The organism is Hydrogenophaga sp. (assembly GCF_030158645.1).
Taxonomy (GTDB): domain Bacteria; phylum Pseudomonadota; class Gammaproteobacteria; order Burkholderiales; family Burkholderiaceae_C; genus Hydrogenophaga.
Genome location: NZ_JAOASO010000159.1, coordinates 1 through 20,941, shown reverse-complemented (window position 1 = coordinate 20,941; position 20,941 = coordinate 1). Strand labels below are relative to the sequence as shown.

At 65.0% G+C, this 20,941-nt stretch carries 22 protein-coding genes and 1 tRNA gene; 14 read left to right on the top strand and 9 right to left on the bottom strand.

Translation table 11 applies throughout. The features are described 5' to 3' along the window. Window positions 1-34 precede the first annotated feature (34 nt). Together Q1W68_RS16815 and Q1W68_RS16810 are read right to left on the bottom strand one after the other, a co-directional pair. Entirely contained in the window at window positions 35-1,039 is a 1,005-nt protein-coding gene (locus Q1W68_RS16815; RefSeq protein ID WP_300717138.1) for a response regulator transcription factor, read from the bottom strand. Beyond that, complete coding sequence (locus Q1W68_RS16810) at window positions 1,032-4,508, bottom strand: ATP-binding protein (RefSeq protein WP_300717163.1); 3,477 nt, start codon at window positions 4,506-4,508, stop codon at window positions 1,032-1,034. Before Q1W68_RS16810 ends, Q1W68_RS16815 begins: the two co-directional genes overlap by 8 nt. Before the next feature lie 129 nt (window positions 4,509-4,637). Between Q1W68_RS16810 and Q1W68_RS16805 the strand changes: the two genes are divergently transcribed. The 10 genes from Q1W68_RS16805 to Q1W68_RS16760 all read left to right on the top strand — a co-directional run bounded on the left by Q1W68_RS16805 (window position 4,638) and on the right by Q1W68_RS16760 (window position 10,198). Then, complete coding sequence (locus tag Q1W68_RS16805; RefSeq protein WP_300660606.1) at window positions 4,638-4,940, top strand: urease subunit gamma; 303 nt, start codon at window positions 4,638-4,640, stop codon at window positions 4,938-4,940. A 9-nt stretch (window positions 4,941-4,949) separates the two neighbouring features. Next, the gene (locus tag Q1W68_RS16800) at window positions 4,950-5,120 is read left to right on the top strand and encodes a hypothetical protein (RefSeq protein WP_300652225.1); all 171 of its coding nucleotides are present in this window, start codon (window positions 4,950-4,952) and stop codon (window positions 5,118-5,120) included. Between the two features lie 10 nt (window positions 5,121-5,130). Further along, window positions 5,131-5,439, top strand: coding sequence for an urease subunit beta (locus Q1W68_RS16795; RefSeq protein WP_300652228.1), 309 nt, complete (start codon window positions 5,131-5,133; stop codon window positions 5,437-5,439). Beyond that, window positions 5,436-7,154 (top strand): urease subunit alpha, encoded by a 1,719-nt coding sequence (ureC, locus tag Q1W68_RS16790; RefSeq protein WP_300717137.1) that lies wholly within the window; start codon window positions 5,436-5,438, stop codon window positions 7,152-7,154. Before Q1W68_RS16795 ends, ureC begins: the two co-directional genes overlap by 4 nt. An 11-nt stretch (window positions 7,155-7,165) precedes the next feature. Further along, window positions 7,166-7,723, top strand: a complete 558-nt coding sequence (gene ureE / locus Q1W68_RS16785; protein WP_300660600.1) for an urease accessory protein UreE — start codon at window positions 7,166-7,168, stop codon at window positions 7,721-7,723. Continuing rightward, window positions 7,710-8,429: an urease accessory protein UreF gene (locus Q1W68_RS16780; protein ID WP_300660626.1), complete on the top strand. Its 720-nt coding sequence runs from the start codon at window positions 7,710-7,712 to the stop codon at window positions 8,427-8,429. The genes ureE and Q1W68_RS16780 overlap by 14 nt, the downstream gene beginning before the upstream one ends. Further along, entirely contained in the window at window positions 8,426-9,109 is a 684-nt protein-coding gene (ureG, locus tag Q1W68_RS16775; RefSeq protein WP_300660597.1) for an urease accessory protein UreG, read from the top strand. Before Q1W68_RS16780 ends, ureG begins: the two co-directional genes overlap by 4 nt. Window positions 9,110-9,146: 37 nt before the next feature. After that, window positions 9,147-9,234, top strand: a tRNA-Ser gene (locus Q1W68_RS16770). Window positions 9,235-9,473: 239 nt separating this feature from the next. Next, entirely contained in the window at window positions 9,474-9,812 is a 339-nt protein-coding gene (locus Q1W68_RS16765) for a hypothetical protein (protein WP_300652921.1), read from the top strand. Continuing rightward, window positions 9,809-10,198, top strand: a complete 390-nt coding sequence (locus Q1W68_RS16760; RefSeq protein WP_300652924.1) for a hypothetical protein — start codon at window positions 9,809-9,811, stop codon at window positions 10,196-10,198. The genes Q1W68_RS16765 and Q1W68_RS16760 overlap by 4 nt, the downstream gene beginning before the upstream one ends. A gap of 57 nt (window positions 10,199-10,255) precedes the next feature. On the opposite strand, the gene hemW is transcribed toward Q1W68_RS16760, so the two are convergent. The 5 genes from hemW to Q1W68_RS16735 form a co-directional block, all read right to left on the bottom strand. After that, window positions 10,256-11,437, bottom strand: a complete 1,182-nt coding sequence (gene hemW / locus Q1W68_RS16755; RefSeq protein WP_300652930.1) for a radical SAM family heme chaperone HemW — start codon at window positions 11,435-11,437, stop codon at window positions 10,256-10,258. Between the two features lie 89 nt (window positions 11,438-11,526). Then, window positions 11,527-12,138 carry an RdgB/HAM1 family non-canonical purine NTP pyrophosphatase gene (rdgB, locus tag Q1W68_RS16750; protein ID WP_300652926.1) on the bottom strand — a complete coding sequence of 204 codons (612 nt, stop codon included), beginning with the start codon at window positions 12,136-12,138 and terminating at the stop codon, window positions 11,527-11,529. Then, complete coding sequence (gene rph / locus Q1W68_RS16745; protein WP_300660594.1) at window positions 12,135-12,872, bottom strand: ribonuclease PH; 738 nt, start codon at window positions 12,870-12,872, stop codon at window positions 12,135-12,137. Before rph ends, rdgB begins: the two co-directional genes overlap by 4 nt. 9 nt (window positions 12,873-12,881) lie before the next feature. Beyond that, complete coding sequence (locus Q1W68_RS16740; RefSeq protein ID WP_300651698.1) at window positions 12,882-13,781, bottom strand: protein phosphatase 2C domain-containing protein; 900 nt, start codon at window positions 13,779-13,781, stop codon at window positions 12,882-12,884. Next, complete coding sequence (locus tag Q1W68_RS16735; RefSeq protein WP_300717136.1) at window positions 13,778-14,785, bottom strand: serine/threonine-protein kinase; 1,008 nt, start codon at window positions 14,783-14,785, stop codon at window positions 13,778-13,780. The genes Q1W68_RS16740 and Q1W68_RS16735 overlap by 4 nt, the downstream gene beginning before the upstream one ends. Window positions 14,786-14,845: 60 nt before the next feature. On the opposite strand from Q1W68_RS16735, the gene Q1W68_RS16730 reads away from it, so the two are divergent. From Q1W68_RS16730 to Q1W68_RS16715, 4 genes are all read left to right on the top strand, one after another. Continuing rightward, a complete protein-coding gene (locus tag Q1W68_RS16730) occupies window positions 14,846-15,778 on the top strand; it encodes a YicC/YloC family endoribonuclease (protein WP_300651701.1) in 933 nt (310 codons plus the stop codon). Between the two features lie 2 nt (window positions 15,779-15,780). Next, window positions 15,781-16,401, top strand: a complete 621-nt coding sequence (gene gmk, locus Q1W68_RS16725; protein ID WP_069047261.1) for a guanylate kinase — start codon at window positions 15,781-15,783, stop codon at window positions 16,399-16,401. Between the two features lie 28 nt (window positions 16,402-16,429). After that, the gene (gene rpoZ, locus Q1W68_RS16720) at window positions 16,430-16,633 is read left to right on the top strand and encodes a DNA-directed RNA polymerase subunit omega (RefSeq protein ID WP_069047262.1); all 204 of its coding nucleotides are present in this window, start codon (window positions 16,430-16,432) and stop codon (window positions 16,631-16,633) included. Window positions 16,634-16,777: 144 nt separating this feature from the next. After that, window positions 16,778-19,036 (top strand): bifunctional (p)ppGpp synthetase/guanosine-3',5'-bis(diphosphate) 3'-pyrophosphohydrolase, encoded by a 2,259-nt coding sequence (locus Q1W68_RS16715; RefSeq protein ID WP_300717135.1) that lies wholly within the window; start codon window positions 16,778-16,780, stop codon window positions 19,034-19,036. Here the strand turns inward: Q1W68_RS16715 and greB are convergent, their stop codons facing one another. Together greB and Q1W68_RS18455 are read right to left on the bottom strand one after the other, a co-directional pair. Beyond that, entirely contained in the window at window positions 19,037-19,600 is a 564-nt protein-coding gene (greB, locus tag Q1W68_RS16710) for a transcription elongation factor GreB (protein WP_300659047.1), read from the bottom strand. Between the two features lie 1,189 nt (window positions 19,601-20,789). Continuing rightward, the gene (locus tag Q1W68_RS18455; protein ID WP_366146719.1) at window positions 20,790-20,939 is read right to left on the bottom strand and encodes an efflux RND transporter permease subunit; all 150 of its coding nucleotides are present in this window, start codon (window positions 20,937-20,939) and stop codon (window positions 20,790-20,792) included. Window positions 20,940-20,941: the final 2 nt, after the last annotated feature.

Genomic DNA, 20,941 nt, shown 5'->3' with positions numbered 1-20,941 from the left:
GCGGCGAAGGTCCCGTTTCGCGCCGCCGCCCCGCTCAGCCTCCGTGCTGCGGCTGGAGCAGTGGCACGCGGTTGATGGCCATGGCGGCCGCCGCCGTACGGGTTTCCACGCCGAGCTTGGCGTAGATGCGTTCCAGGTGCTTCTTCACCGTGGCGGGGCTGGCGCCGATGATGTCGCCGATGTCGCGGTTGATCTTGCCTTTGACCACCCAGTACAAGACCTCGGCCTCGCGCGCAGTGAGGCCGAAGGCGCCGGCCACGCTGGAGAGCACGCTGGCGTCCGAGGTTTCCTGCATCACGATGAGCCAATCGCCGCCGGCATCCACCTCGCCGTCTTCGTCGCCCACGCGCTGGTGCAGCCTGAAGGTGAGCCGGCGCGGGCCGTTTTCCAGCGTCAGGCGGGGCGGCTCGCGCTGTTCGCTGGCCCCGACCAAGTCCACCAGGTGGCGCCGCAACCACTGCAGGACCGCCGGTGGGGTGGTGGGCGATTCGGTGCCGCAGTAGTTGCGCAGCAGGTCACGCGCCAGCGGCGTTTGCCACATCAGGCGGCCGTCGCTCTCGCGCACGGTGATGGTGGCGTAGCCGAACGCATCGAGTGCGTTGCGCGCCTGGCTGCGCTCCACCGCGCCCTGGCGCACGTGGCGCGCGGTGCGCAGGTGCACCCCCATGCGCGCCATCACCTCGCGCGGCTTGATGGGTTTGGTCACGTAGTCGGCACCGCCGGCGTCGAGCGCGGCCACCAGGTGTTCGGTCTCGGTCAGGCCGGTCATGAAGATGATGGGAATGTGCGCGGTGGCGGGCTGCGCTTTCAGGCGACGCGCCACCTCGAAGCCGTCGATGCCGGGCATCACCGCGTCGAGCAGCACCACGTCGGGCAGAGCCTGCGTGGCGCGGCGGATGGCGCTTTCGCCGTCGAGCGCCACGAGCACGGTATACCCAGCATCGTCCAGCGCATCGTGCAGCGGCGCCACGTTGTCGGGCACGTCGTCCACGATCAGCACGATGAGCTGGTCGCCCTGTTGCCGCATGAATTCAGACATGGCGCTGCAGCAGCTGCTGTTCGATGGCGTCAAAGCGGAATTCGCGCGCGAGCGTGCGCAGTTGCTGGGCAAATGCCGCTTGCTCGGGGTGGTCTTGCACCCACTCGTCGAGCCACTGCACGATGCCCTTGTAGTAGCCCAGGCGCACGAGTTCGAGCAGGGGTTCGAAGTCGCGACCGCTGGTGACTGCGTGCGTCGGCCGGGCTGCGGCGGCAGGTGCCGCAACGGTGGCTGGCTCGGTCGCCGGCCATTCGATCCACACCAATTGCAGCCGCTGGCCGAGCCAGCCGAGCAAATCGTCGCGGCGCACCGGTTTCACAAAGAAGTCTTGTGGCCGGTGACCAAGATCGTTGTCGAGGCCCTTGTCGAACGCGTTGGCCGACACGATGGCCAGCGGCACCGTGCCCCAGCCGCTGGCGCGCAGCCGGCGCATGGTTTCCCAGCCGTCGATGCCGGGCATGGCCAGGTCCATGAACACGGCGTCGGGCGCGCCCGCGTCGCCGGGGTGCAACCCTTCGAGCAGGGCCAGCGCATCGAGCCCGCTGGTGGCGAGCATCACCTCGAAGCCCAGCGGCGCCAGCCAGCGCTGGATGAGTTCGCGGTCGGCCTCTTCGTTGTCCACCACCAGCACGCGTTTGCGCGCGCCTTCGTAGCCGATGTGGCCGGGCAGGGCCAGTGGGCGCGGCAGCACCGCGCCGTGCACCTCGGGCAAAAACAGGCGCACGGTGAACACCGAGCCTTCGCCGGGTGCGCTGCGCACGGTCATCTCGCCACCCATGAGGTCGGTGAGCATCTTGGCAATGGTCAGGCCCAGGCCGGTGCCGGTGGAGGGCCCGGGCGCCGTTTCGTTCTGCCCGCGTGCGAAAGGTTCAAACACACGCTCCAGGTCTTGCGCGCGCATGCCGGGGCCGGTGTCGTGCACCTCGAACTGCGCCATCTCGCGCGCATGCGTGACGCGCAGCCGCACCTGGCCAACCTGCGTGAACTTCACCGCGTTGCCCAGCAGGTTGATGAGGATCTGGCGCAGGCGTTTTTCGTCGGCGCGCACCGTGTCGGGCAGGCGGCTGCCGGCTTCGAACACAAAGCGCAGGCCCTTGGCGCTGGCCTGCAACTCGAACATGCCGGCCACCTCCTGCATGGCGCCGGCAAAGGCCATGGGCCGCACATCGAGTGCGAGCTTGCCGGACTCGATGCGCGCGATGTCCAGCGTGCCTTCGATCAACGACAGCAGGTGCTCGCCGCCCCGGTTGATCACGCGGATGGCCTGCGCGCGGTGCGGCGCCATGCCGGTGTCTTCCTGCAGCAGCTGCGCGTAGCCCAGGATGCTGTTGAGCGGCGTTCTCAGCTCATGGCTGATGGTGCTGATGTAGCGGGTCTTGGCCTGGTTGGCGTGCTCAGCCGCCAGGCGTGCCTGCTGCAGGGCTTCGTCGGTGAGGCGGTGCGACTCGATCTCCTGCAGGAGCAAGCGTGTCTGCCGGTTCGACTCTTCCTGCGCCACCTCGCGGCTCTTGTGCGCCAGCACCAGCCACCAGGCCACCGTGGCCGTGATGAGCAGCAGCACGGCGTACACGCGCACAAATCCGGAACGCAGCGCGGCGTCGAGCAAGCCGGCATTGGCCGACAAGCCCATGCGGGACGCCAGCGCCTGCACCTCCTGCCGGTACAACAACCCGAGCACCGCCGCCAGCACCGGCGCCATCACCAGCATGAGCAGCAGGTAGTGCGCCAGGCCCGCCTCCAGATAGGGCCAGATGGAGCGCGGCAACACACGCCGCAGCGCGCCCATCCATTGCTCGGAGAGCTTGGCGTGCGGTTTGCACAGGTCGCCGCAGCGCGCGTCCAGCGTGCAACACAGCGAACAGATGTGGCCTTGGTACGCGGGGCAGTGCGACATGTCGGGCGCTTCGTATTCACGCTCACAGATGACGCAGGTGTGCAATGTGGCACTGCCTGCGGCACCTTCGGGACCGGCGGCTCTGGCGATGTAATACCGCCCCTGCGTGCCCCACGCAATCAAGGGCGCCGTCACAAACGCCGTGACCATCGCAATCACCGCCGAAAACGCCTCGGCTGTGGGCCCCATCAAACCCATGTGGGCGGTGATCGACAGCACCGAGGCCAGCACCATGGCGCCCACCCCCACGGGGTTGATGTCGTACAGGTACGCCCGCTTGAACTCGATGCCCTTGGGGCTCCAGCCCAGCGGCTTGTTGATCACCAGGTCGGCCACCACCGCCATGATCCAGGCGATCGCGATGTTGGAGTACACGCCGAGCACCTGGCCCAGCGCCTGGAACACGTTCATCTCCATCAGCATGAAGGCGATGAAGGTGTTGAACACCACCCACACCACGCGCCCGGGGTGGCTGTGGGTGATGCGCGAGAAGAAGTTGCTCCAGGCCAGCGAGCCGGCGTAGGCGTTGGTCACGTTGATCTTGAGCTGCGAGACCACCACAAACAAGGCCGTGGCGGCCACCGCCCAGCCGTAGTCGGGAAAGACAAATTCGTAGGCCGCCAGGTACATCTGGTTGGGGTCCACCGCGCGCTCGGGGGGCACCATGTGGCTGATGGCCAGATACGCCAGCACCGCGCCGCCCAGCATCTTCACCACGCCCAGCACCACCCAGCCCGGCCCCCCGGCCAGCACGCCCGCCCACCAGCGCAGCCCTTTGCCCGGCTCCTTGGCGGGCATGAAGCGCAAGTAGTCCGCCTGCTCGCCCATCTGCGTGATGAGCGCGATGCCCACCGTCAGCGCCGCACCAAACAAGTGCCAATCAAACAGCGTGCCCGCACCGGACTCGCCCCCATAACGCACCACGTTGGTGAAAGTTTCGGGCGCCATGACCAGCACCGCCCCAAAAGGCACCACCATCATCACCAGCCACAGCGGCTGGGTCCAGACCTGGAAGCGGCTGATCACCGACACCCCGTGCGTGACCAGCGGGATGACCACCACCGCGCAGATGAGGTAGCCCCAGGCGGGCGGGATGTCGAGCGCGAGCTCCAGCGCATAGGCCATCACCGCCGCTTCGAGCGCGAAAAAGATGAAGGTGAAGGTGGCGTAGATCAGCGAGGTGATGGTGGAGCCGATGTAGCCGAAGCCCGCGCCGCGCGTGAGCAGGTCCATGTCGACCCCGTAGCGCGCGGCGTACACGCTGATGGGCAGGCCCGCGAAAAAGATGATCAACCCGGTGCAGAGGATGGCCAGCGCGGCGTTCACAAACCCGTACTGCACCAACAAGGTGGCGCCCACGGCCTCCAGGATGAGGAAGGAGGCCGCGCCGAACGCGGTGTTGGCCACGCGCCATTCGCTCCACTTGCGAAAGCGCTGCGGCGTGTAGCGCAGCGCGTAGTCTTCCATCGTCTCGCTGCCGACCCAGCTGTTGTAGTCGCGGCGCACGCGGGTGATGCGCTGGGGTGCGTCCAGCCCGGGCTCCTGCCCTGCGGTGGGCGCGGCAGCGGTTCTGATGGGGACGATGGGGATGGTTGTCACACGGCATTTCTGCAGCTTTCGTGCCACGCTGCCGGTTGAGCCCACCCAGGGCACGGGAATTGCTGACCAGACCACCCAGGCACCACCGAGAACGCACGCACCACCATGGAACTGACGCCCCGAGAAAAAGACAAGCTGCTGATCTTCACCGCAGCCTTGCTGGCCGAACGGCGACAGGCGCGCGGCCTCAAGCTCAACTACCCCGAGGCCGTGGCATTGATCACCGCGGCCGTGATGGAAGGCGCGCGCGACGGCAAGACCGTGGCCCAACTCATGAGCGAGGGGCGCAACGTGCTGACCCGCGCCGATGTGATGGAGGGCATCGCCGAGATGATCCCGGACATCCAGGTCGAAGCGACCTTCCCCGACGGCACCAAGCTCGTGACCGTGCACCAACCCATTCCCTGAGAGAACGCCATGCGCATCACCCCCGTCCTCCTCGCCGCCGCTGCCTTCTGCGCGCCCGCCCTCGCCCACGAAGGCCACGGTCTGTTCGGCGCCCACTGGCATGCCACCGACACGCTGGGCTTCGTCGGCGTGGTGTTGGCCATCGCCGTGGCGCTGTGGTGGTCCAGCGGCAAGCACTGAGGCCTGGCCCATGATCCCCGGCGAACTCTTCACCGACGAGGGCCAGCACACCCTCAACCCCGGCCGGCGCACGCTCACCCTGGTGGTGAAGAACGCCGCCGACCGCCCGATCCAGGTCGGCTCGCACTACCACTTTGCCGAAGTCAACGGCGCGCTCGACTTTGACCGCGCCGCAGCGCAGGGCATGCGACTGAACATCGCCAGCGGCACCGCGGTCCGCTTCGAGCCCGGCCAGCAGCGCACGGTGGAGCTCGTGGACTACGCGGGCGACCGCATCGTGTACGGCTTTCGCGGCCTGGTTCAAGGAAAGCTCGCATGAGCACGATCTCAAGAAGCGCCTACGCCAACATGTTTGGCCCCACCGTGGGCGACCGGCTGCGCCTGGCCGACACCGGTCTCATGATCGAGATCGAAAAAGACTTCACCCTGGCCGCGGGCGGCTACGGCGAAGAGGTCAAGTTCGGCGGCGGCAAGACCATCCGCGACGGCATGGCCCAGAGCCAACGCACGCGCGCTGAAGGCGCCGTGGACACGGTGATGACCAACGCCGTCATCGTCGACCACTGGGGCATCGTCAAGGCCGACATTGGTTTGAAAAACGGTCGCATCGTCGCCATCGGCAAGGCCGGCAACCCCGACACCCAACCCGGCGTGGACATCGTCATCGGCCCGGGCACCGAGGTCATCAGTTGCGAAGGCAACATCGTCACCGCCGGCGGCATCGACAGCCACATCCACTTCATCTGCCCGCAGCAGGTGGACGAGGCACTCACCTCGGGCATCACCACCATGCTCGGCGGCGGCACGGGCCCGGCCACCGGCACCTTTGCCACCACCTGCACACCCGGCCCGTGGCACATCGAACGCATGCTGCAGGCCGCCGATGGCCTGCCCATGAACCTGGGCTTCCTGGGCAAGGGCAACGCCAGCCAGCCAGCCCCGCTGCTTGAGCAGATCAACGCCGGTGTGATCGGCCTGAAGCTGCACGAAGACTGGGGCACCACGCCGAGCGCCATCAGCAACTGCCTCGATGTGGCCGAGGCCACCGACACGCAGGTGGCCATCCACTCCGACACGCTCAACGAGTCGGGCTTTGTGGAAGACACCATCGCGGCCACCAAGGGCCGAAGCCTCTGTGCCTTTCACACCGAAGGCGCGGGCGGTGGGCATGCGCCCGACATCCTGCGCGTGGTGGGCGAAGCCAACTTTCTGCCCAGCTCCACCAACCCGACCATGCCCTACACGGTCAACACGCTGGACGAGCACGTGGACATGCTCATGGTGTGCCACCACCTGGACGCCGGCATTCCCGAAGACCTGGCCTTCGCCGAGAGCCGCATCCGCCGCGAGACCATCGCGGCCGAGGACATCCTGCACGACATGGGCGCCATCAGCATGATGAGCAGCGACAGCCAGGCCATGGGCCGCGTGGGCGAGGTGATCATCCGCACCTGGCAGGCAGCCGACAAGATGAAGAGCCAGCGTGGCAGCCTGCCCGGCGATGGCCCGCGCAACGACAACTTCCGCGTCAAACGCTACATCGCCAAGTACACGATCAACCCCGCCATTGCGCACGGCATCTCGCACATCGTGGGGTCGCTTGAAGTCGGCAAGTGGGCCGACCTGGTGGTGTGGAAGCCCGCGTTCTTCGGCGTCAAACCCGCGCTCATCCTCAAAGGCGGCAGCATCGCGCTGGCCGCCATGGGCGACCCCAACGCCTCCATTCCGACCCCGCAGCCGGTGCACTACCGGCCCATGTTTGCCAGCTTCGGCGGCGCCATGGCGAAGAGCAGCCTCACCTTCGTCTCGCAGGCTGCGCTGGCCGCCGGTGTGGGCGAGCGCTACGGCCTGCGCAAGACGCTGGACGCGGTGCGCGGCTGCCGCAGCGTGACCAAGGCCAGCATGGTCCACAACAGCTTGCTGCCGAAAATGGAGATCGACCCGCAGACCTACGCCGTGCGCGCTGATGGCGTGCTGCTCACCTGCGAGCCCGCCACACGCCTGGCCATGACACAACGCTACTTCCTGTTTTGAACAACGTTCCCATGCTGCAAGCCTCCAAACTCATCCCGCAAGGTCAGGGCCTGGCCCGCACCATGGTGCAACGCGCTGCGCACCTGGAGCTGGACTGGGACGTGCGCCAGAAGAGCCGCTTCGACACCGTGGCGTCCGACGAGCGCCACGTGGGCGTGTTCCTGCCGCGCGGCACGGTGGTGCGCGGGGGCGACGTGCTCATCACGCAAGACGGTTCGCTCTTGCGCGTGGTGGCCGCCCCCCAGGCGGTGCTGCGCATCACCGCCTGCCCCGACCACCCGGCCCACGAACAGGCTTTCGACCTCATGCGCGCGGCCTACCACCTGGGCAACCGCCACGTGCCCATCGAGCTCAAACCCGACCACCTGAAGATCGAACCCGACCACGTGCTCGCCGAGATGCTGCACGCCATGCACCTCACGGTGGTGGAAGTGCGCGAGCCCTTCGAGCCCGAGGCGGGAGCGTATGGAGTGCATGGCGCTGGCGACGCACAAGCGCCAGGCGCAAAAGAAGCTCACGGCCACCACCATGGGCACGGTCACACCCACCACAACCATGACCACGGGTGACGTCGCCCTGGCGGCGCCCCGCACGGCCGCCAGCCTGCTGCAGATCCTCTGGCTTGCCTCGCCCGCCCTGCCGGTGGGCGGGTTCTCGTATTCCGAAGGTCTCGAATCGGCGGTGGATGCGGGACTCGTGCACGACGAAACCAGCGCCGCCGCCTGGCTCACCGACCAGCTGCACCTGAGCCTGGCGCGCAGCGACCTGGCGGTGGTGGCGCAGGCCATCCCCGCCTGGCGCGCCAACGACCTGGCGCGCATCACCGCCCTCAATCACTGGGTGCTGCAGACCCGCGAGACCCTCGAATTTCGCCTGCAGAGCGAACAGATGGGCCGCTCGCTGATGGAGTGGGCGCGCCAGCTCGGCGAGCTGGGCACCGGCGTGTTCGAACAGCTGCACAGCGCCCGGCTGGACCCACCCACTTACCCGGTGGCCTGCGCGTGCGCCGCCGCGAGCACCGGCGCCAGCGTTCACGACAGCCTGGTTGGCTATGCGTTCGGCTGGTGCGAAAACATGGTGCAGGCGTCCATCAAATCGGTGCCGCTGGGCCAGAGCGCCGGCCAGCGCATGCTCGCGCGCCTGGCTCAGCGCATCCCCGCTGCGGTGGACCACGCCATCGCCCTGCACGACGACGACCGGCAAGCCTTCACGCCCCTGCTCGCCATCCACTCCGCCCGCCACGAAACCCAGTACTCACGCCTGTTCCGCTCATGACCCCCCTGCACCACATTCCCCGTCGTACCAAACACCTGCCTCCGCTGCGCGTGGGCATCGGCGGCCCGGTCGGCTCGGGCAAGACCACGTTGCTGGAAATGCTGTGCAAGGCCATGCGCGAGCGCTACGACCTGATCGCCATCACCAACGACATCTACACCAAGGAAGACCAGCGCATCCTCACCGTGAGCGGCGCGCTGCCGGCCGAACGCATCATGGGCGTGGAAACCGGCGGTTGCCCGCACACCGCCATCCGCGAAGACGCCTCCATCAACCTCGAAGCCATTGACCGCATGCTCGGCGAGTTCCCCGATGCCGATGTGGTGTTCATCGAAAGCGGCGGCGACAACCTGGCCGCCACCTTCAGCCCCGAGCTCAGCGACCTCACCATCTACGTGATCGACGTGGCCGCCGGCGAAAAAATCCCCCGCAAGGGCGGCCCCGGCATCACCAAGAGCGACCTCTTCGTCATCAACAAGACCGACCTGGCCCCGCACGTGGGCGCCGATCTGGAAGTGATGAAGGCCGACACCGCGCGCATGCGCCCCGACAGCGCGCGCCGCCCCTGGGTCATGACCAACCTCAAGACCCTCGCGGGCGTGGACGAAGTGGTGCGCTTCATCGAGACGCGCGGCATGCTGCCCAAACCACAACCCCAAACGGCAGCGCTGCCCGCCTGAGACCGCAGGCTAAAATCCACGCGTTGCAACCGCATCCGGAGACGTGGGTGAGCGGTTTAAACCAGCAGTCTTGAAAACTGCCGACTCGCAAGGGTCCGTGAGTTCGAATCTCACCGTCTCCGCCAACGAATTCAAGGGCCTTGAGCAATCAAGGCCCTTTTTTCTTGCGCGCTCGGCGCGCGTCACGACCCGCCGAAACACCCGCTTGCAAACATTCGAGCCAACCCCCTTCAAATGCGATCGATTCTCATTTAATATGGGGCCAGCAAGCCAGCCCGGGACCTTCACCACACACCAGGTCCGATCGGTAGCCAGCACCGCACCCACCCGGGCGCGACATCCACACCCCTGTCTGGAGACCGCTGTGAACACCCAACCCGAACCGCACGAGGACGAAGAACACGTGATGCCCTGCGCCGAGGCCATGCTCGCGGGCACGCTGGCGCTGATGACGGGCCACGCCCAGAGCACCTGCGCCACGCAGCGTGACCTGATGGGGCGCAAGATCCGCTCCAACCTGTTTTTTCTGGGCCAGCACCCGGGGCTCTCGCCCAGCTTTCGCACGGTGGTGCAACGCATGCACCAGCACTGGGACGTGCTGCTGAAGTCGTGTGATGGCCCGCCTGAGCGATCCGCGCTGAACACCGATGACCTGTTGCCCGAGCGGCGCCTCTGGCACACCACGGCATCGCTGGTGCAATGAGCGCCCTGCAGGCGGTTGGGGCGCATGAACACGCGGCGCTGTGCCGGCACCTGGGCGGCGTTCAGGACCGGGTGTCCAGGCTCATGCTGGAGAAAGACAAGGCGCTGACGGCCCTGACCAGCGAAGTCGTGCGGTTGCGCGGGCAGCTCGTGGTGGCACGGACTTGCCTGCTGTGGGGCGCGTTGCCACCACCGGTGCGCATGTTTCAACGCCAGCGCAACTCGGCCTCTGAGCTGGTGGGAACGGGGCCTGCGCCCGAGATGGAAGCCGCCCGACAGGCCATCTGCCAGACCGGTTGCGCGGGGCATGCCCACCCGTGGCTCACCGCCGAGGGGCAGTGCCGTTGGAGCGGGCGGGTATGTGACGGCGGCGCTGGTAACCGCTGAGGTGGTGGACGAGCAACCGGCACCACGGGCCTGAACGCCGCCTGAGCCGCCGCGGCCTCAATCCGCGAGAAAGATTTCCTGCAGGTCGCTGAGGAAATCGAAGCCGCGCTCGGTGGGCCACACGCGGGCCGCATCGCGCTCGATCAAGCCTTTCTGCACGGCCAGCGCGAGCCCGGCCTCGATGCTGGATAGCGGCAGGCCGGTGCGCTCCATGAACTGCTGCAGGCCGAAGCCTTCCTTGAGGCGCAGTGCGTTGAGCATGAACTCGAACGGCAGCGCTTTGCGCGGGACCTCGTCGGCACTCACCACCGCGTCGCCCGCCAGCGCGCGCTCCATGTACAGGCGCGGCTCGCGCACACGCACCGGGCGCCCCACGCGGTGGGCAAAGCTCAGCTTGCTGTGCGCACCCGCGCCAATGCCCAGGTAGTCGCCGAACTGCCAGTAATTGGTGTTGTGCCAGCTGCGGTGCCCCGCGCGCGCATAGGCCGATACCTCGTAGCGCTGCAGCCCGGCGTCGCCCGTGAGTTCGGTGATGCGGTCGAGCATGTCCCATGCCTCATCCTCGGGCGGCAGGGCCGGCGGGTACTTGGCAAAGTAGGTGTTGGGCTCCAGCGTGAGGTGGTAGATGGAGATGTGCGGCGGCGCAAACGACAGCGCGGTGCGCACATCGGCCTCGCAGTCGGCCAGCGTCTGCCCGGGCAGGGCGTACATGATGTCGAGGTTGAAGGTGTCGAAGGCCTGCGCGGCCTCTTCCACCGCGGCCATGGCCTGGTCACGGTCATGGACGCGGCCCAGAGCTTTGAGATGTGCGTCGTTGAAGCTCTGCACGCCGATGGAGAGACGCGTCACACCCGCCTCGCGAAACGCGCGGAAACGGTCTTTCTCGAAGGTGCCCGGGTTGGCTTCCAGCGTGACCTCGGCATCGGCATCGAGCCGCAGCAGCGCGCGCACATCACCCAGCAAGCGGTCGATGGCTGCGGGGGAAAACAGGCTGGGTGTGCCGCCACCGATGAACACGCTGTGCACCGTGCGGCCCCAGATCAGGGGCAAGGAAGCCTCGAGGTCGGCGCGCAGGGCGTCGAGGTAGCGCGTCTCGGGCAGGGGTTGGCCCGGCTCGGATGTGGCGCTCCACTCGTGCGAATTGAAATCGCAATACGGGCATTTCTTCAGACACCAAGGCAGGTGGATGTAGAGCGAGAGGGGGGGCAGGCTTTGCAGCTGCAGCGTGCCGGGGCGCATCCAGTGGCGCACGTCGTTCCAGGGCGCTGCGGGCTGGGCAGGCTTTTCACCGGGCAAGCCGCCCGGCCAGGACACCGGCTGGCCGGGGGTCATGGTGCCGGCGCGAACCAGCGCTCGCGCATCAGTTCCAGCATGTGTTGCGCTGCGCGCCCGCGGTGGCTGTTGGCGTTCTTCACCTCGGTGGGCAACTCGGCGAAGGTTTTGCCAAAGGCCGGCAGAAACATGACCGGGTCAAAGCCGAAACCCTGTTCACCGATGGGCTGCGGCGTGATGAGGCCGGGCGCGCGACCGGTCGCCACCAGCGGCTCGGGATCGTCGGCGCTGCGCAGGGCCACCAGCGTGCTCACCAGCGCCGCGCGGCGGTCCTGAATGCCCTGCATTTGTTCGAGCAGGGCGCGCACGTTGTTGTCGTCGCTTTTTTCATAGCCAAACTGCGTGGCATAAAACGCCGTGTCGACGCCGGGCAGTCCGCCGAAGGCTTCGACGCACAAACCGGCATCGTCGGCCAGCGCCGGCAGGCCGCTCAACCGCGCGGCGTGGCGGGCCTTGGCCAGCGCGTTTTCCACGAAGGTGCGATGCGGCTCGGGGGCTTCGGGAACGTTCAGGTCGGCTTGCGGGACCAGCTCGATGCCCAGCGGCGCAAAGAGGGCCTGCAGCTCGGCCAGCTTGCCCTTGTTGTTCGACGCCAGGACGAGTTTCATGCCTTGTTGGTACCCAGCGTTTGCTTCTGCAGGGTCACGAGTTCGCCAATGCCCTTTTCGGCCAATGCCAGCAGCGCGTCCATCTCACGGCGCGTGAAGGCCGCGCCCTCTGCCGTGCCCTGCACTTCCACGAAATGGCCGGCGCCGGTCATCACCACGTTCATGTCGGTGTCGCAGGCGGCATCTTCCACGTACTCCAGGTCGAGCAGCGGCGTGCCTTGCAGAATGCCCACCGAGATCGCGGCCACGTGGTCCTTGATGGGCGACGCTGCGATCTTGCCGTCGGCGATCAGCTTGCTCACCGCATCGTGCGCAGCCACAAAGGCGCCGGTGATGCTCGCGGTGCGGGTGCCGCCGTCGGCCTGGATCACATCGCAGTCCAGCGAAATCGTGCGCTCGCCCAACGCCTTGAGGTCGAACACCGCGCGCAGCGAGCGGCCGATCAGGCGCTGGATTTCCTGCGTGCGGCCACTCTGCTTGCCTTTGGCGGCTTCGCGGTCGCTGCGGGTGTGCGTGGCGCGCGGCAGCATGCCGTACTCGGCCGTCACCCAGCCTTCGCCACTGCCGCGCTTGTGCGGTGGCACCTTCTCTTCCACCGACGCGGTGCACAGCACCTTGGTGTGACCAAACTCGATCAGCACCGAGCCCTCGGCGTGCATGGTGTAGCTGCGGGTGATGCGCACAGGGCGCAGGGCATCAACGGCCCGTTGGCCGGGTCGGGAAACATCGCTCATGGGGAAACCTCAGGTGTTGCGTTCGGCCGTGCGGCGAATCGCTTCGTTGATCTCGGCAATCGATTTTTCGATCGCCGCGTCGTCCAGATCTTCCATGGTCGAGTCGGGTGTGCCCGACTGGATGGTGGAGGCGAACACACCGTCCTCGATGTCCTCGGTGGACACGCGGGTGCTCTGGAATTCGTCGGCCGTCTCCCACTCCATGGCGAGCACGGTCACGTTGTCGCAACGCGGGCCGCCACGTTTGAGCGCCAGCTCCACCAGCTCGGGCACGGCCTGTTCCAGCGGGCGCTTGGACAACTCAGCGGTGATCTCCTCGTCGGCCACCGTGCCCCACAGGCCGTCGGAACACAGCAGCACGCGATCACCCCGCATCAGTTGCACCGGGCCCGACAGGTCAAACACCGGCTTGGCCGGTGAGCCCAGACAGGTGAACAGGATGTTGCGGTTGATGTGTTCGGTGGCCCTGCCCAGATGGGCTTGCTGCTCCATGTAGGAGTGGTCGCGTGTGCGTGTCAGCATTTCGCCGTTGCGCACCACATACAAGCGCGAGTCGCCGCAATGCACCCAGTACACGTGACCCCGCTCCATGACGGACGCCACCAGCGTGGTGCGGGGCGTGTCCAGCATGCCTTTCTCGGCGGCGTAGCGAATGATCTGGTGGTGCGCGGCCATGAGCGCGCTGGAGAGGAACTCGGGCACTTCCCGCACGGTGGGATTGGCCGCCTTCTGAAAGTAAGCAGAAAAGGTTTGCAAGGCCAGCTGCGCGGCCATGGCGCCTTCAGGGTGTCCACCCATACCGTCGGCCAGCACGAACAGGCCGGACTCCCGGGTGTAGGCATAGCCCATGCGGTCTTCATTGCGCTCCCGCCCACCTTGGCGGCTGATCTGATAGACCGAAAATTTCATCGAAACTTGGTGCCGGCGTTGGTGGATTTGCGCAGGGATTTCTTGTTATCCGACACGATGTTGTCAAACTGCAGCCGCATTTTTTCAGCCACCGTGAGCTTGGTGTAACTGCGCTCGGTTTCGCGACTGAGCTCTTTCTGCAGCGCAAACACCGATTGCGGACGCGACAAAGGATCCAGCGACATGCACCATTCGACCACCTCGATGAGGTTGTCGGAGTAGACGCCGCGCAAGCGGGAGAGCGCCAACGACAGGCGGTCTTTTTCCAGACGCTGGGGCGCGTCGTTCGGGGGATATCCCTGCATGCTCGCGTAAATGCAGGCGCCAATGGCGTAGATGTCCGTCCAGGGGCCCATGCTGGAGTCGCGCCGGTACATCTCGGGTGCGGCGAAGCCTGGGGTGTACATCGGGCGGATGAAATTGCCTTCTTTGCTCAGCACTTCGCGCGCGGCGCCAAAGTCGATCAACACCGAGCGGTTGTCGTCGGTCACGAAGATGTTGGCGGGCTTGATGTCCAGGTGCAGCATCTTGTGCTGGTGCACGATGCGCAATCCGCGAAAGACTTCGTCGTACAGCGAGCGGATGGTCGATTCGCGGAAGACCTTTTGCTTCTTCTGCTCGCGCGCGGTGATGATGAATTCCTGCAGCGAGGCGCCTTCCAGGAAGTTCATGACCATGTACACGGTCTCGTTCTCGCGGAAGAAATTGAGCACGCTCACCACGGAAGCGTGTGAGATCTGGGCGAGCGCCCGACCTTCCTCAAAAAAGCTCTTGAACCCCAGGCGATACAGGGAAAGTTTTTCGGGCTGTACCTGCGGCAACAGTTCGCCGGGACCGCGCGAAGCGAGCGATGAAGGCAGGTATTCCTTGACGGCGACCTGCTGGCCTTCGGTGTCCACCGCCAGGTAAACAACACCGAATCCCCCGGCCGCCAGTTTGCGAACAATGCGGTAACCACCGATCACGGTGTCCGGCGGGAGCGGAGCGGGTTTGACCTTTGACATAATTCGGATGGTTTCCGGAACGCCTCGTTTTGGACCACTCAACCAGACGGGCAAAGTGCAATGGCAGTTTACAGCATGACCGGCTATGCGACGGCCCAGTTGGGTGGCCCGTCCACGGCCCCAAACGCAGAGCCGGCGCGAGATTCCAAGCCTGGCCTGGGTTTGGAAATTCGATCCGTCAACAGCCGCTTTCTCGACCTCACATTCAAGCTGCCGGACGACCTTCGGGGTTCGGAGCCCGCGCTCCGTGAGCTTCTGGGCGCACGCCTCAAACGCGGCAAGGTCGAGGTTCGCGCGTGGATCGAAGGCCGCAGCGACGCGAGCCCTCGCTCACCCAGCGCACTCGAACTGCAGAAGCTCGTGGGCCTGCAAGACAACGTGCGCGCCTGGCTCCCCACCGCAGCGCCGCTGTCGGTGGCCGAAGTGCTGGGCCTCACCTCGCGCCAGCAGGGCCATGCCGGCGAGCTCAACGAAGGACTTCAGGCGCTGGCCGAAACGGCCATCAACAACCTCATCGAAGCGCGCGAGCGCGAAGGCAAACGCCTGGCTGCGATGCTGCTCGACCGACTGGGTCAGCTTCGTCAACTGGCCAAGGATGCGCAACCGCTCATTCCGCAACTGGTCGCCCAGCAGCGTCAGCGCTTCATCGACCGCTGGAACGAGGCACTGGCCGCCGGTGGCCCATCGGCCACGGGCAACACGGTCACGTCCGACATGGCCAACGACCGTGCGCTCACCGAAGCCACCGCGTTCGCGATCCGCATCGACGTGGCCGAAGAACTGACGCGACTGGACTCGCACCTCACCGAAATCGAGCGGCTGATCAAAAAAGGGGCCGAGGTGGGCAAGCGGCTGGATTTCCTGATCCAGGAACTGCACCGCGAGGCCAACACCCTTGGTTCGAAGTCGTCCAATCTGGAGCTGACGCGCATTTCGGTGGACATGAAGGTGCTCATTGAGCAGATGCGCGAACAAGTACAAAACATCGAGTGAGCATGGAATATCCCGGAAACCTGTTCGTCGTCGCAGCCCCCAGCGGGGCCGGCAAGTCCAGCCTGGTCAAGGCTTTGATGGAACTCGACTCGCGCGTCGCGCCGTCGGTCTCACACACCACCCGCCCACCCAGGGGACAGGAGCTGCACGGACGCGAGTACTACTTTGTGAGCAAGGAAACCTTCGATCACATGGTCATCCAGGGGTCCTTCCTTGAGTGGGCGATGGTCCACGGCAACCGCTACGGCACCTCCAAGATGGCCATTGAGCAGCGCATGGCGCAGGGCGCGGATGTGGTGCTGGAGATCGACTTCCAGGGGGCCATCCAGGTCAAGCGCATCTTCCCCAACGCGGTGCTGGTTTTCATCTTGCCGCCCAGTTGGGAAGAATTGCGGTCGCGCTTGGAGCGCCGGGCAGAAGACAGCGCCGAGGTGATCGAACTCCGCTTGCAGAACGCCGCATCCGAGGTGGCCCATGCCCGGGAGTTCGACTTCGTTATAATCAACGAGTTGTTCGAGCGGGCCCTGTTTGACCTCAAGGCCATCGTCCATGCCCAGCGGCTCAAGTTCGCCGCCCAGCGTATCGCCCGCGGCGATACCTTCAAAGCGCTCAACATCCTCTGACCCCAAGCCCGTTTACTGGAGCCCGCCCATGGCACGCATCACCGTCGAAGATTGTCTGGAAAAAATCCCCAACCGCTTTCAACTCGTGTTGGCTGCCACGTACCGCGCGCGCATGCTGAGCCAGGGTCATGCCCCGAAGATCGAAAGCAAGAACAAGCCCGGCGTGACCGCGCTGCGCGAGATCGCCGAAGGCAAGGTTGGCCTGGAAATGCTCAAGAAGGTTCCGCTCTGATCCGAGCCTGGACCTCAAAAAAAACACCGCACCGCGGTGTTTTTTTTCGCCTGCGAGTCGGCCTGTCATCATTCCCACACAGCAAAGCGCACATCGTGGGCCTTGCGCTCCACGGCATGTGCCATCACAGGCTAAAGTACCCGAATGTCCAGCCTAGCCGAGACCGGCTCACTTTTGTCTTCTGACGATCAGGCGCACCCAGCCGCCAGCGCAGCCGCGGCCAGCTTCGCCGGGCTTTTGGCCAAGCTTGACTACCTGAGCGCAGGCGATATCGAGAACATTCGGCAGGCCTACCGGTTTGCCGACGAAGCGCACCTCGGGCAGCTGCGCAAGAACGGTGACCCATACATCACGCACCCGATCGCGGTGGCGGCCCAGTGCGCCGAGTGGAAGCTGGATGCACAGGCGCTGATGTCGGCGTTGATGCACGACGCCATCGAAGACTGCGGCGTGACCAAAGAAGAACTGGTGGAGCGTTTCGGCGCACCGGTGGCCGATCTGGTGGACGGTCTGACCAAGCTGGAGAAGCTGGAGTTCGACACCCGCGAGCAGAACCAGGCCGAGTCGTTTCGCAAGATGCTGCTGGCCATGGCCAAGGACGTGCGGGTCATCCTGATCAAGCTGGCCGACCGCACCCACAACATGCGCACCATGGGCGACATGCCCCGCAGCAAGTGGCAGCGCATCAGCAGCGAAACGCTGGAAATCTACGCTCCGATCGCGCACCGTCTGGGCCTGAACTTCACCTACCGTGAGCTGCAGGACCTGGCATTTCGTTTCCTGCATCCCTGGCGCTACGAGGTGCTGTCCAAGGCGCTCAACAAGTCGCGCAACCGCCGACGCGACCTGATCTCGCGGGTGCAAAAAGAAGTGGAAGCCGTGTTCGCACAGCAGGGCATGACCGTGCGCATCATGGGCCGCGAGAAGACGCTGTATTCCGTCTACCGCAAGATGGACAACAAGCACCTGTCGTTCTCGCAGGTCACCGATGTCTACGGCTTTCGCATCGTCGTGCCCGATCTGACCGACTGCTACACCGGGCTGGGCGTGCTGCACCAGTTGTACAAACCGTTGCCCGGCAAGTTCCGCGACTACGTGGCGATTCCCAAGGTCAATGGCTACCAGTCGCTGCACACCACCTTGATCGGTCCGTTCGGCACCAACATCGAATTCCAGTTGCGCACGCACGCCATGGATGTCGTGGCCGAATCCGGTGTCGCGGCGCATTGGCTCTACAAGGCCAGCGAACCGGGCAGCGACATGTCGCAACGCCTGGGCACGCAATGGCTGCAGTCGCTGCTCGACATCCAGCAGGAAACGCACGACGCCGGCGAGTTCTGGGACCACATCAAGATCGACCTCTTCCCCGATGCGGTCTACGTGTTCACACCCAAGAGCAAGATCATGGCGCTGCCTCGCGGGGCCACGGTGATGGACTTCGCCTACGCCATCCACAGCGACGTGGGCAACCGCACGGTCTCGGCCCGAATCAATGGCGAGCAGCGCCCGCTGCGCACCGAGCTGGCCAACGGCGACGTGGTGGAAGTCATCACGGCCGAGAGTGCCGAACCCAACCCGGCCTGGCTTTCGTTCGTGAAGACCGGGCGGGCGCGTTCCAAGATCCGCCACCACCTCAAAACCCTGGCGCAGGAGAAGTCGCACGAGCTGGGCGAGCGCATGCTGAGCCAGGCGCTTCGTTCCGAGGGTCTCTCCGCCCTGCCAGCCGAAGACGGCGAATACCAGAGCACCTGGGAAAAATTGCTGCGGTTCACCGGCAACAAGACACGCGATGAGCTGCTGTCGGACATCGGCATGGGCAAACGCATCGCCAGCATGGTGGGCAAGAAACTGGCGGTGCTGTTGTCTGAAATGGGGCTCAAGCCCGATGCGCTGCTGATCAGCACCGAGCGCTACGCGAGTGGCCGAGACGAATCGGCCTCACAAGGCGTGGTCACGCTCGATGGCAGCGAAGGCCTGTCGGTGCAGTACGCGCCCTGTTGCAAGCCCATTCCGGGCGATCGCATCGTGGGCTACCTGGGCCGCGGCGAAGGCTTGGTCGTGCACGCCGAAGACTGTCCGACCGGCAAGCGCCTGTTGCTGCGCGACAGTGAGCGGTTCCTGGAGGTGGAATGGGCCGACGAACCTGTGCGCTCGTTCGAGACCACGGTCGTGGTGACTGTCACCAACGGCAAAGGCGTGCTGGCGCGCGTGGCTTCCAGCATTGCGGCAGCCGAGGCCGACATCACGCACGTGGACATGGGCGACGAACCCGCCCAGACCGCCACCGACATCCGCTTCTCGGTCTCGGTGCGAGACCGCCAGCACCTGGCCGATGTGTTGCGCAGCCTCAAGCGCACCGCCTCGGTGATCAAGGCACAGCGCTTCAAGCCCGTCAAAGCCTGATCAGGTGCTGCTCAGGGGTGCGGGGTAGCTCACCGACAGCACCTCCAGCTCTTGAACGCCGCCGGGCACAACCAGGCGAACCACCTCGCCCACCTTGGCCTTGAGCAGGGCGCGCGCCACGGGCGACACCCAGCTGATCTGACCCTGAGAGCTGTCGGCTTCGTCCACGCCGAGGATGGTGACGGTGGTTTCAAGGCCGGTGTCGTCGGCGTAGGTCACGGTCACGCCAAAAAACACCTGGTCGCCACCGTGGTGCAGCGAGGCATCGACCACCTCGGCCATTTCCAGCCGACGCGTGAGAAAGCGGATGCGCCGGTCGATCTCGCGCAGGCGCTTCTTGCCATAGAGGTAGTCACCGTTTTCCGACCGGTCGCCATTGCTGGCAGCCCAGTGCACGATCTCGACGATCTTGGGCCGCTCGTCGTCGATCAGGGTGAAAAGCTCGGCACGAAGGCGGTCGTAGCCGGTGCGGGTGATGTAGTTCTTCCCTCCCGGCACCGGCGGCGGTGCGGGTAGCTCGTCGTCTTCGTCCTGATCCGATTCTTTGGTGAATGCCTTGCTCATGGTGAGCCTTTCGCTGGCGGCCTGCGCGTTTTCAGGGGCAGAAATGAAAAAACCCTGCAGCTTGTGGCTACAGGGTTTTTTGTTTGGTGCGGCTGGCAGGAATTGAACCCACGACCCCTTGGTTCGTAGCTACCAGATCATCTGTAAGTTGTTGATTTATATAGGCTCTGTGACCGCTCATTGTACCAAAACTACCCTGTTTAGACATGTATTTCAGAGCCCAGTCCCGCAAAAGTCCCGCAGAGAAATTGCGTGCGAAGACACATCGACCAATTTCTGCGAACGGGGCGCAGACGTTTTCTGTAGCGTGAGCAGTCGCCCGGTGAGAGTTGTGAAGCGACAAAAATGCGCTCGCTCCTTCTGAGCTGTCGGGGAGATAAGTGTTAATAACTATATCTTATCGTGGCCAAGAAAGGGCTCGAAGGAGGAGACACTCTGCTCTGCTTTTTCAAGTTGCTAAGGTCGAACGGCATCGTAAGGTTTGAGGCATCGGTTGCACAACAACGGGTTGAACCGAGGACGCATGTCCGCGCTACCATCAGCGCGCCCCCAGTTCGTCACAGACGGCAAGTCATCTCGTTGACTTTGAGATCGAAATAAGAGATTTGGTGGGCAAGCATTTCCTCTCTCAACAGTGGACCGAAGCTGCCCGATCGGGCCTAGTTAGCAATTTGATGCTCGACCAATCCCCTGACTCTCGGGCAGTCGCGTCCCCATAAAGGAACAGCAGAAACTGCCTTCATCCGAGATTCGTTCAAGCCTGCGTCTGGTTCTTTTGCTGCCTTTCCCCCTGCCCCCTCGGTGGAACGGAACGAGCCTCAAGGTACTGTCAGCTGGGCCCATTGCAGTCGTTGGCCTGTATTCCAGAAAGGCGGACATTCAGCTGCCTCAGCTACAGCAGGGCCAGACGTTGCCTGAACGGTTCAACGAAATCGCTTTTGCAGACGACGACGCGCTACCGTTGGACATTTGTCAGTCGCAGCACAATGTTTCGCAAGTGCAGGTGAATCGCTTTCCATTGTCCGGCCATGGGTGGCCCCGCAATGTGGTGTGAGCACTTCAACATGGTGAGATCACGCAGGTGATGCGCGTGATTACACCCTTGAAGGCGACACCGATAAATTCTGCTGCCGCTGCATGTGGATGAAGAGCATTCTCATTGGTTCAGGTCCAGATGTGCGCTCCTTCATCAGCGCTGCGGCCTGCGCATCAACCGGTAGACCACCGGCACCACCAGCAAAGACAGCAGCGGCGCGCTGATCATCCCGCCGATCATGGGCGCTGCAATGCGCTGCATCACCTCGCTGCCGGTGCCCATGCCCCAGAACAGCGGCAGCAAGC

Excerpts from the sequence above, each read along its gene's own strand:
- Q1W68_RS16815 (WP_300717138.1), bottom strand. The coding sequence starts at position 1,039 with ATGTCTGAATTCATGCGGCAACAGGGCGACCAGCTCATCGTGCTGATC.
- Q1W68_RS16805 (WP_300660606.1), top strand. The coding sequence starts at position 4,638 with ATGGAACTGACGCCCCGAGAAAAAGACAAGCTGCTGATCTTCACCGCA.
- Q1W68_RS16800 (WP_300652225.1), top strand. The coding sequence starts at position 4,950 with ATGCGCATCACCCCCGTCCTCCTCGCCGCCGCTGCCTTCTGCGCGCCC.
- Q1W68_RS16795 (WP_300652228.1), top strand. The coding sequence starts at position 5,131 with ATGATCCCCGGCGAACTCTTCACCGACGAGGGCCAGCACACCCTCAAC.
- ureC (WP_300717137.1), top strand. The coding sequence starts at position 5,436 with ATGAGCACGATCTCAAGAAGCGCCTACGCCAACATGTTTGGCCCCACC.
- ureE (WP_300660600.1), top strand. The coding sequence starts at position 7,166 with ATGCTGCAAGCCTCCAAACTCATCCCGCAAGGTCAGGGCCTGGCCCGC.
- Q1W68_RS16780 (WP_300660626.1), top strand. The coding sequence starts at position 7,710 with ATGACCACGGGTGACGTCGCCCTGGCGGCGCCCCGCACGGCCGCCAGC.
- ureG (WP_300660597.1), top strand. The coding sequence starts at position 8,426 with ATGACCCCCCTGCACCACATTCCCCGTCGTACCAAACACCTGCCTCCG.
- Q1W68_RS16760 (WP_300652924.1), top strand. The coding sequence starts at position 9,809 with ATGAGCGCCCTGCAGGCGGTTGGGGCGCATGAACACGCGGCGCTGTGC.
- hemW (WP_300652930.1), bottom strand. The coding sequence starts at position 11,437 with ATGCGCCCCGGCACGCTGCAGCTGCAAAGCCTGCCCCCCCTCTCGCTC.
- rdgB (WP_300652926.1), bottom strand. The coding sequence starts at position 12,138 with ATGAAACTCGTCCTGGCGTCGAACAACAAGGGCAAGCTGGCCGAGCTG.
- rph (WP_300660594.1), bottom strand. The coding sequence starts at position 12,872 with ATGAGCGATGTTTCCCGACCCGGCCAACGGGCCGTTGATGCCCTGCGC.
- Q1W68_RS16740 (WP_300651698.1), bottom strand. The coding sequence starts at position 13,781 with ATGAAATTTTCGGTCTATCAGATCAGCCGCCAAGGTGGGCGGGAGCGC.
- Q1W68_RS16735 (WP_300717136.1), bottom strand. The coding sequence starts at position 14,785 with ATGTCAAAGGTCAAACCCGCTCCGCTCCCGCCGGACACCGTGATCGGT.
- Q1W68_RS16730 (WP_300651701.1), top strand. The coding sequence starts at position 14,846 with ATGGCAGTTTACAGCATGACCGGCTATGCGACGGCCCAGTTGGGTGGC.
- gmk (WP_069047261.1), top strand. The coding sequence starts at position 15,781 with ATGGAATATCCCGGAAACCTGTTCGTCGTCGCAGCCCCCAGCGGGGCC.
- rpoZ (WP_069047262.1), top strand. The coding sequence starts at position 16,430 with ATGGCACGCATCACCGTCGAAGATTGTCTGGAAAAAATCCCCAACCGC.
- Q1W68_RS16715 (WP_300717135.1), top strand. The coding sequence starts at position 16,778 with ATGTCCAGCCTAGCCGAGACCGGCTCACTTTTGTCTTCTGACGATCAG.
- greB (WP_300659047.1), bottom strand. The coding sequence starts at position 19,600 with ATGAGCAAGGCATTCACCAAAGAATCGGATCAGGACGAAGACGACGAG.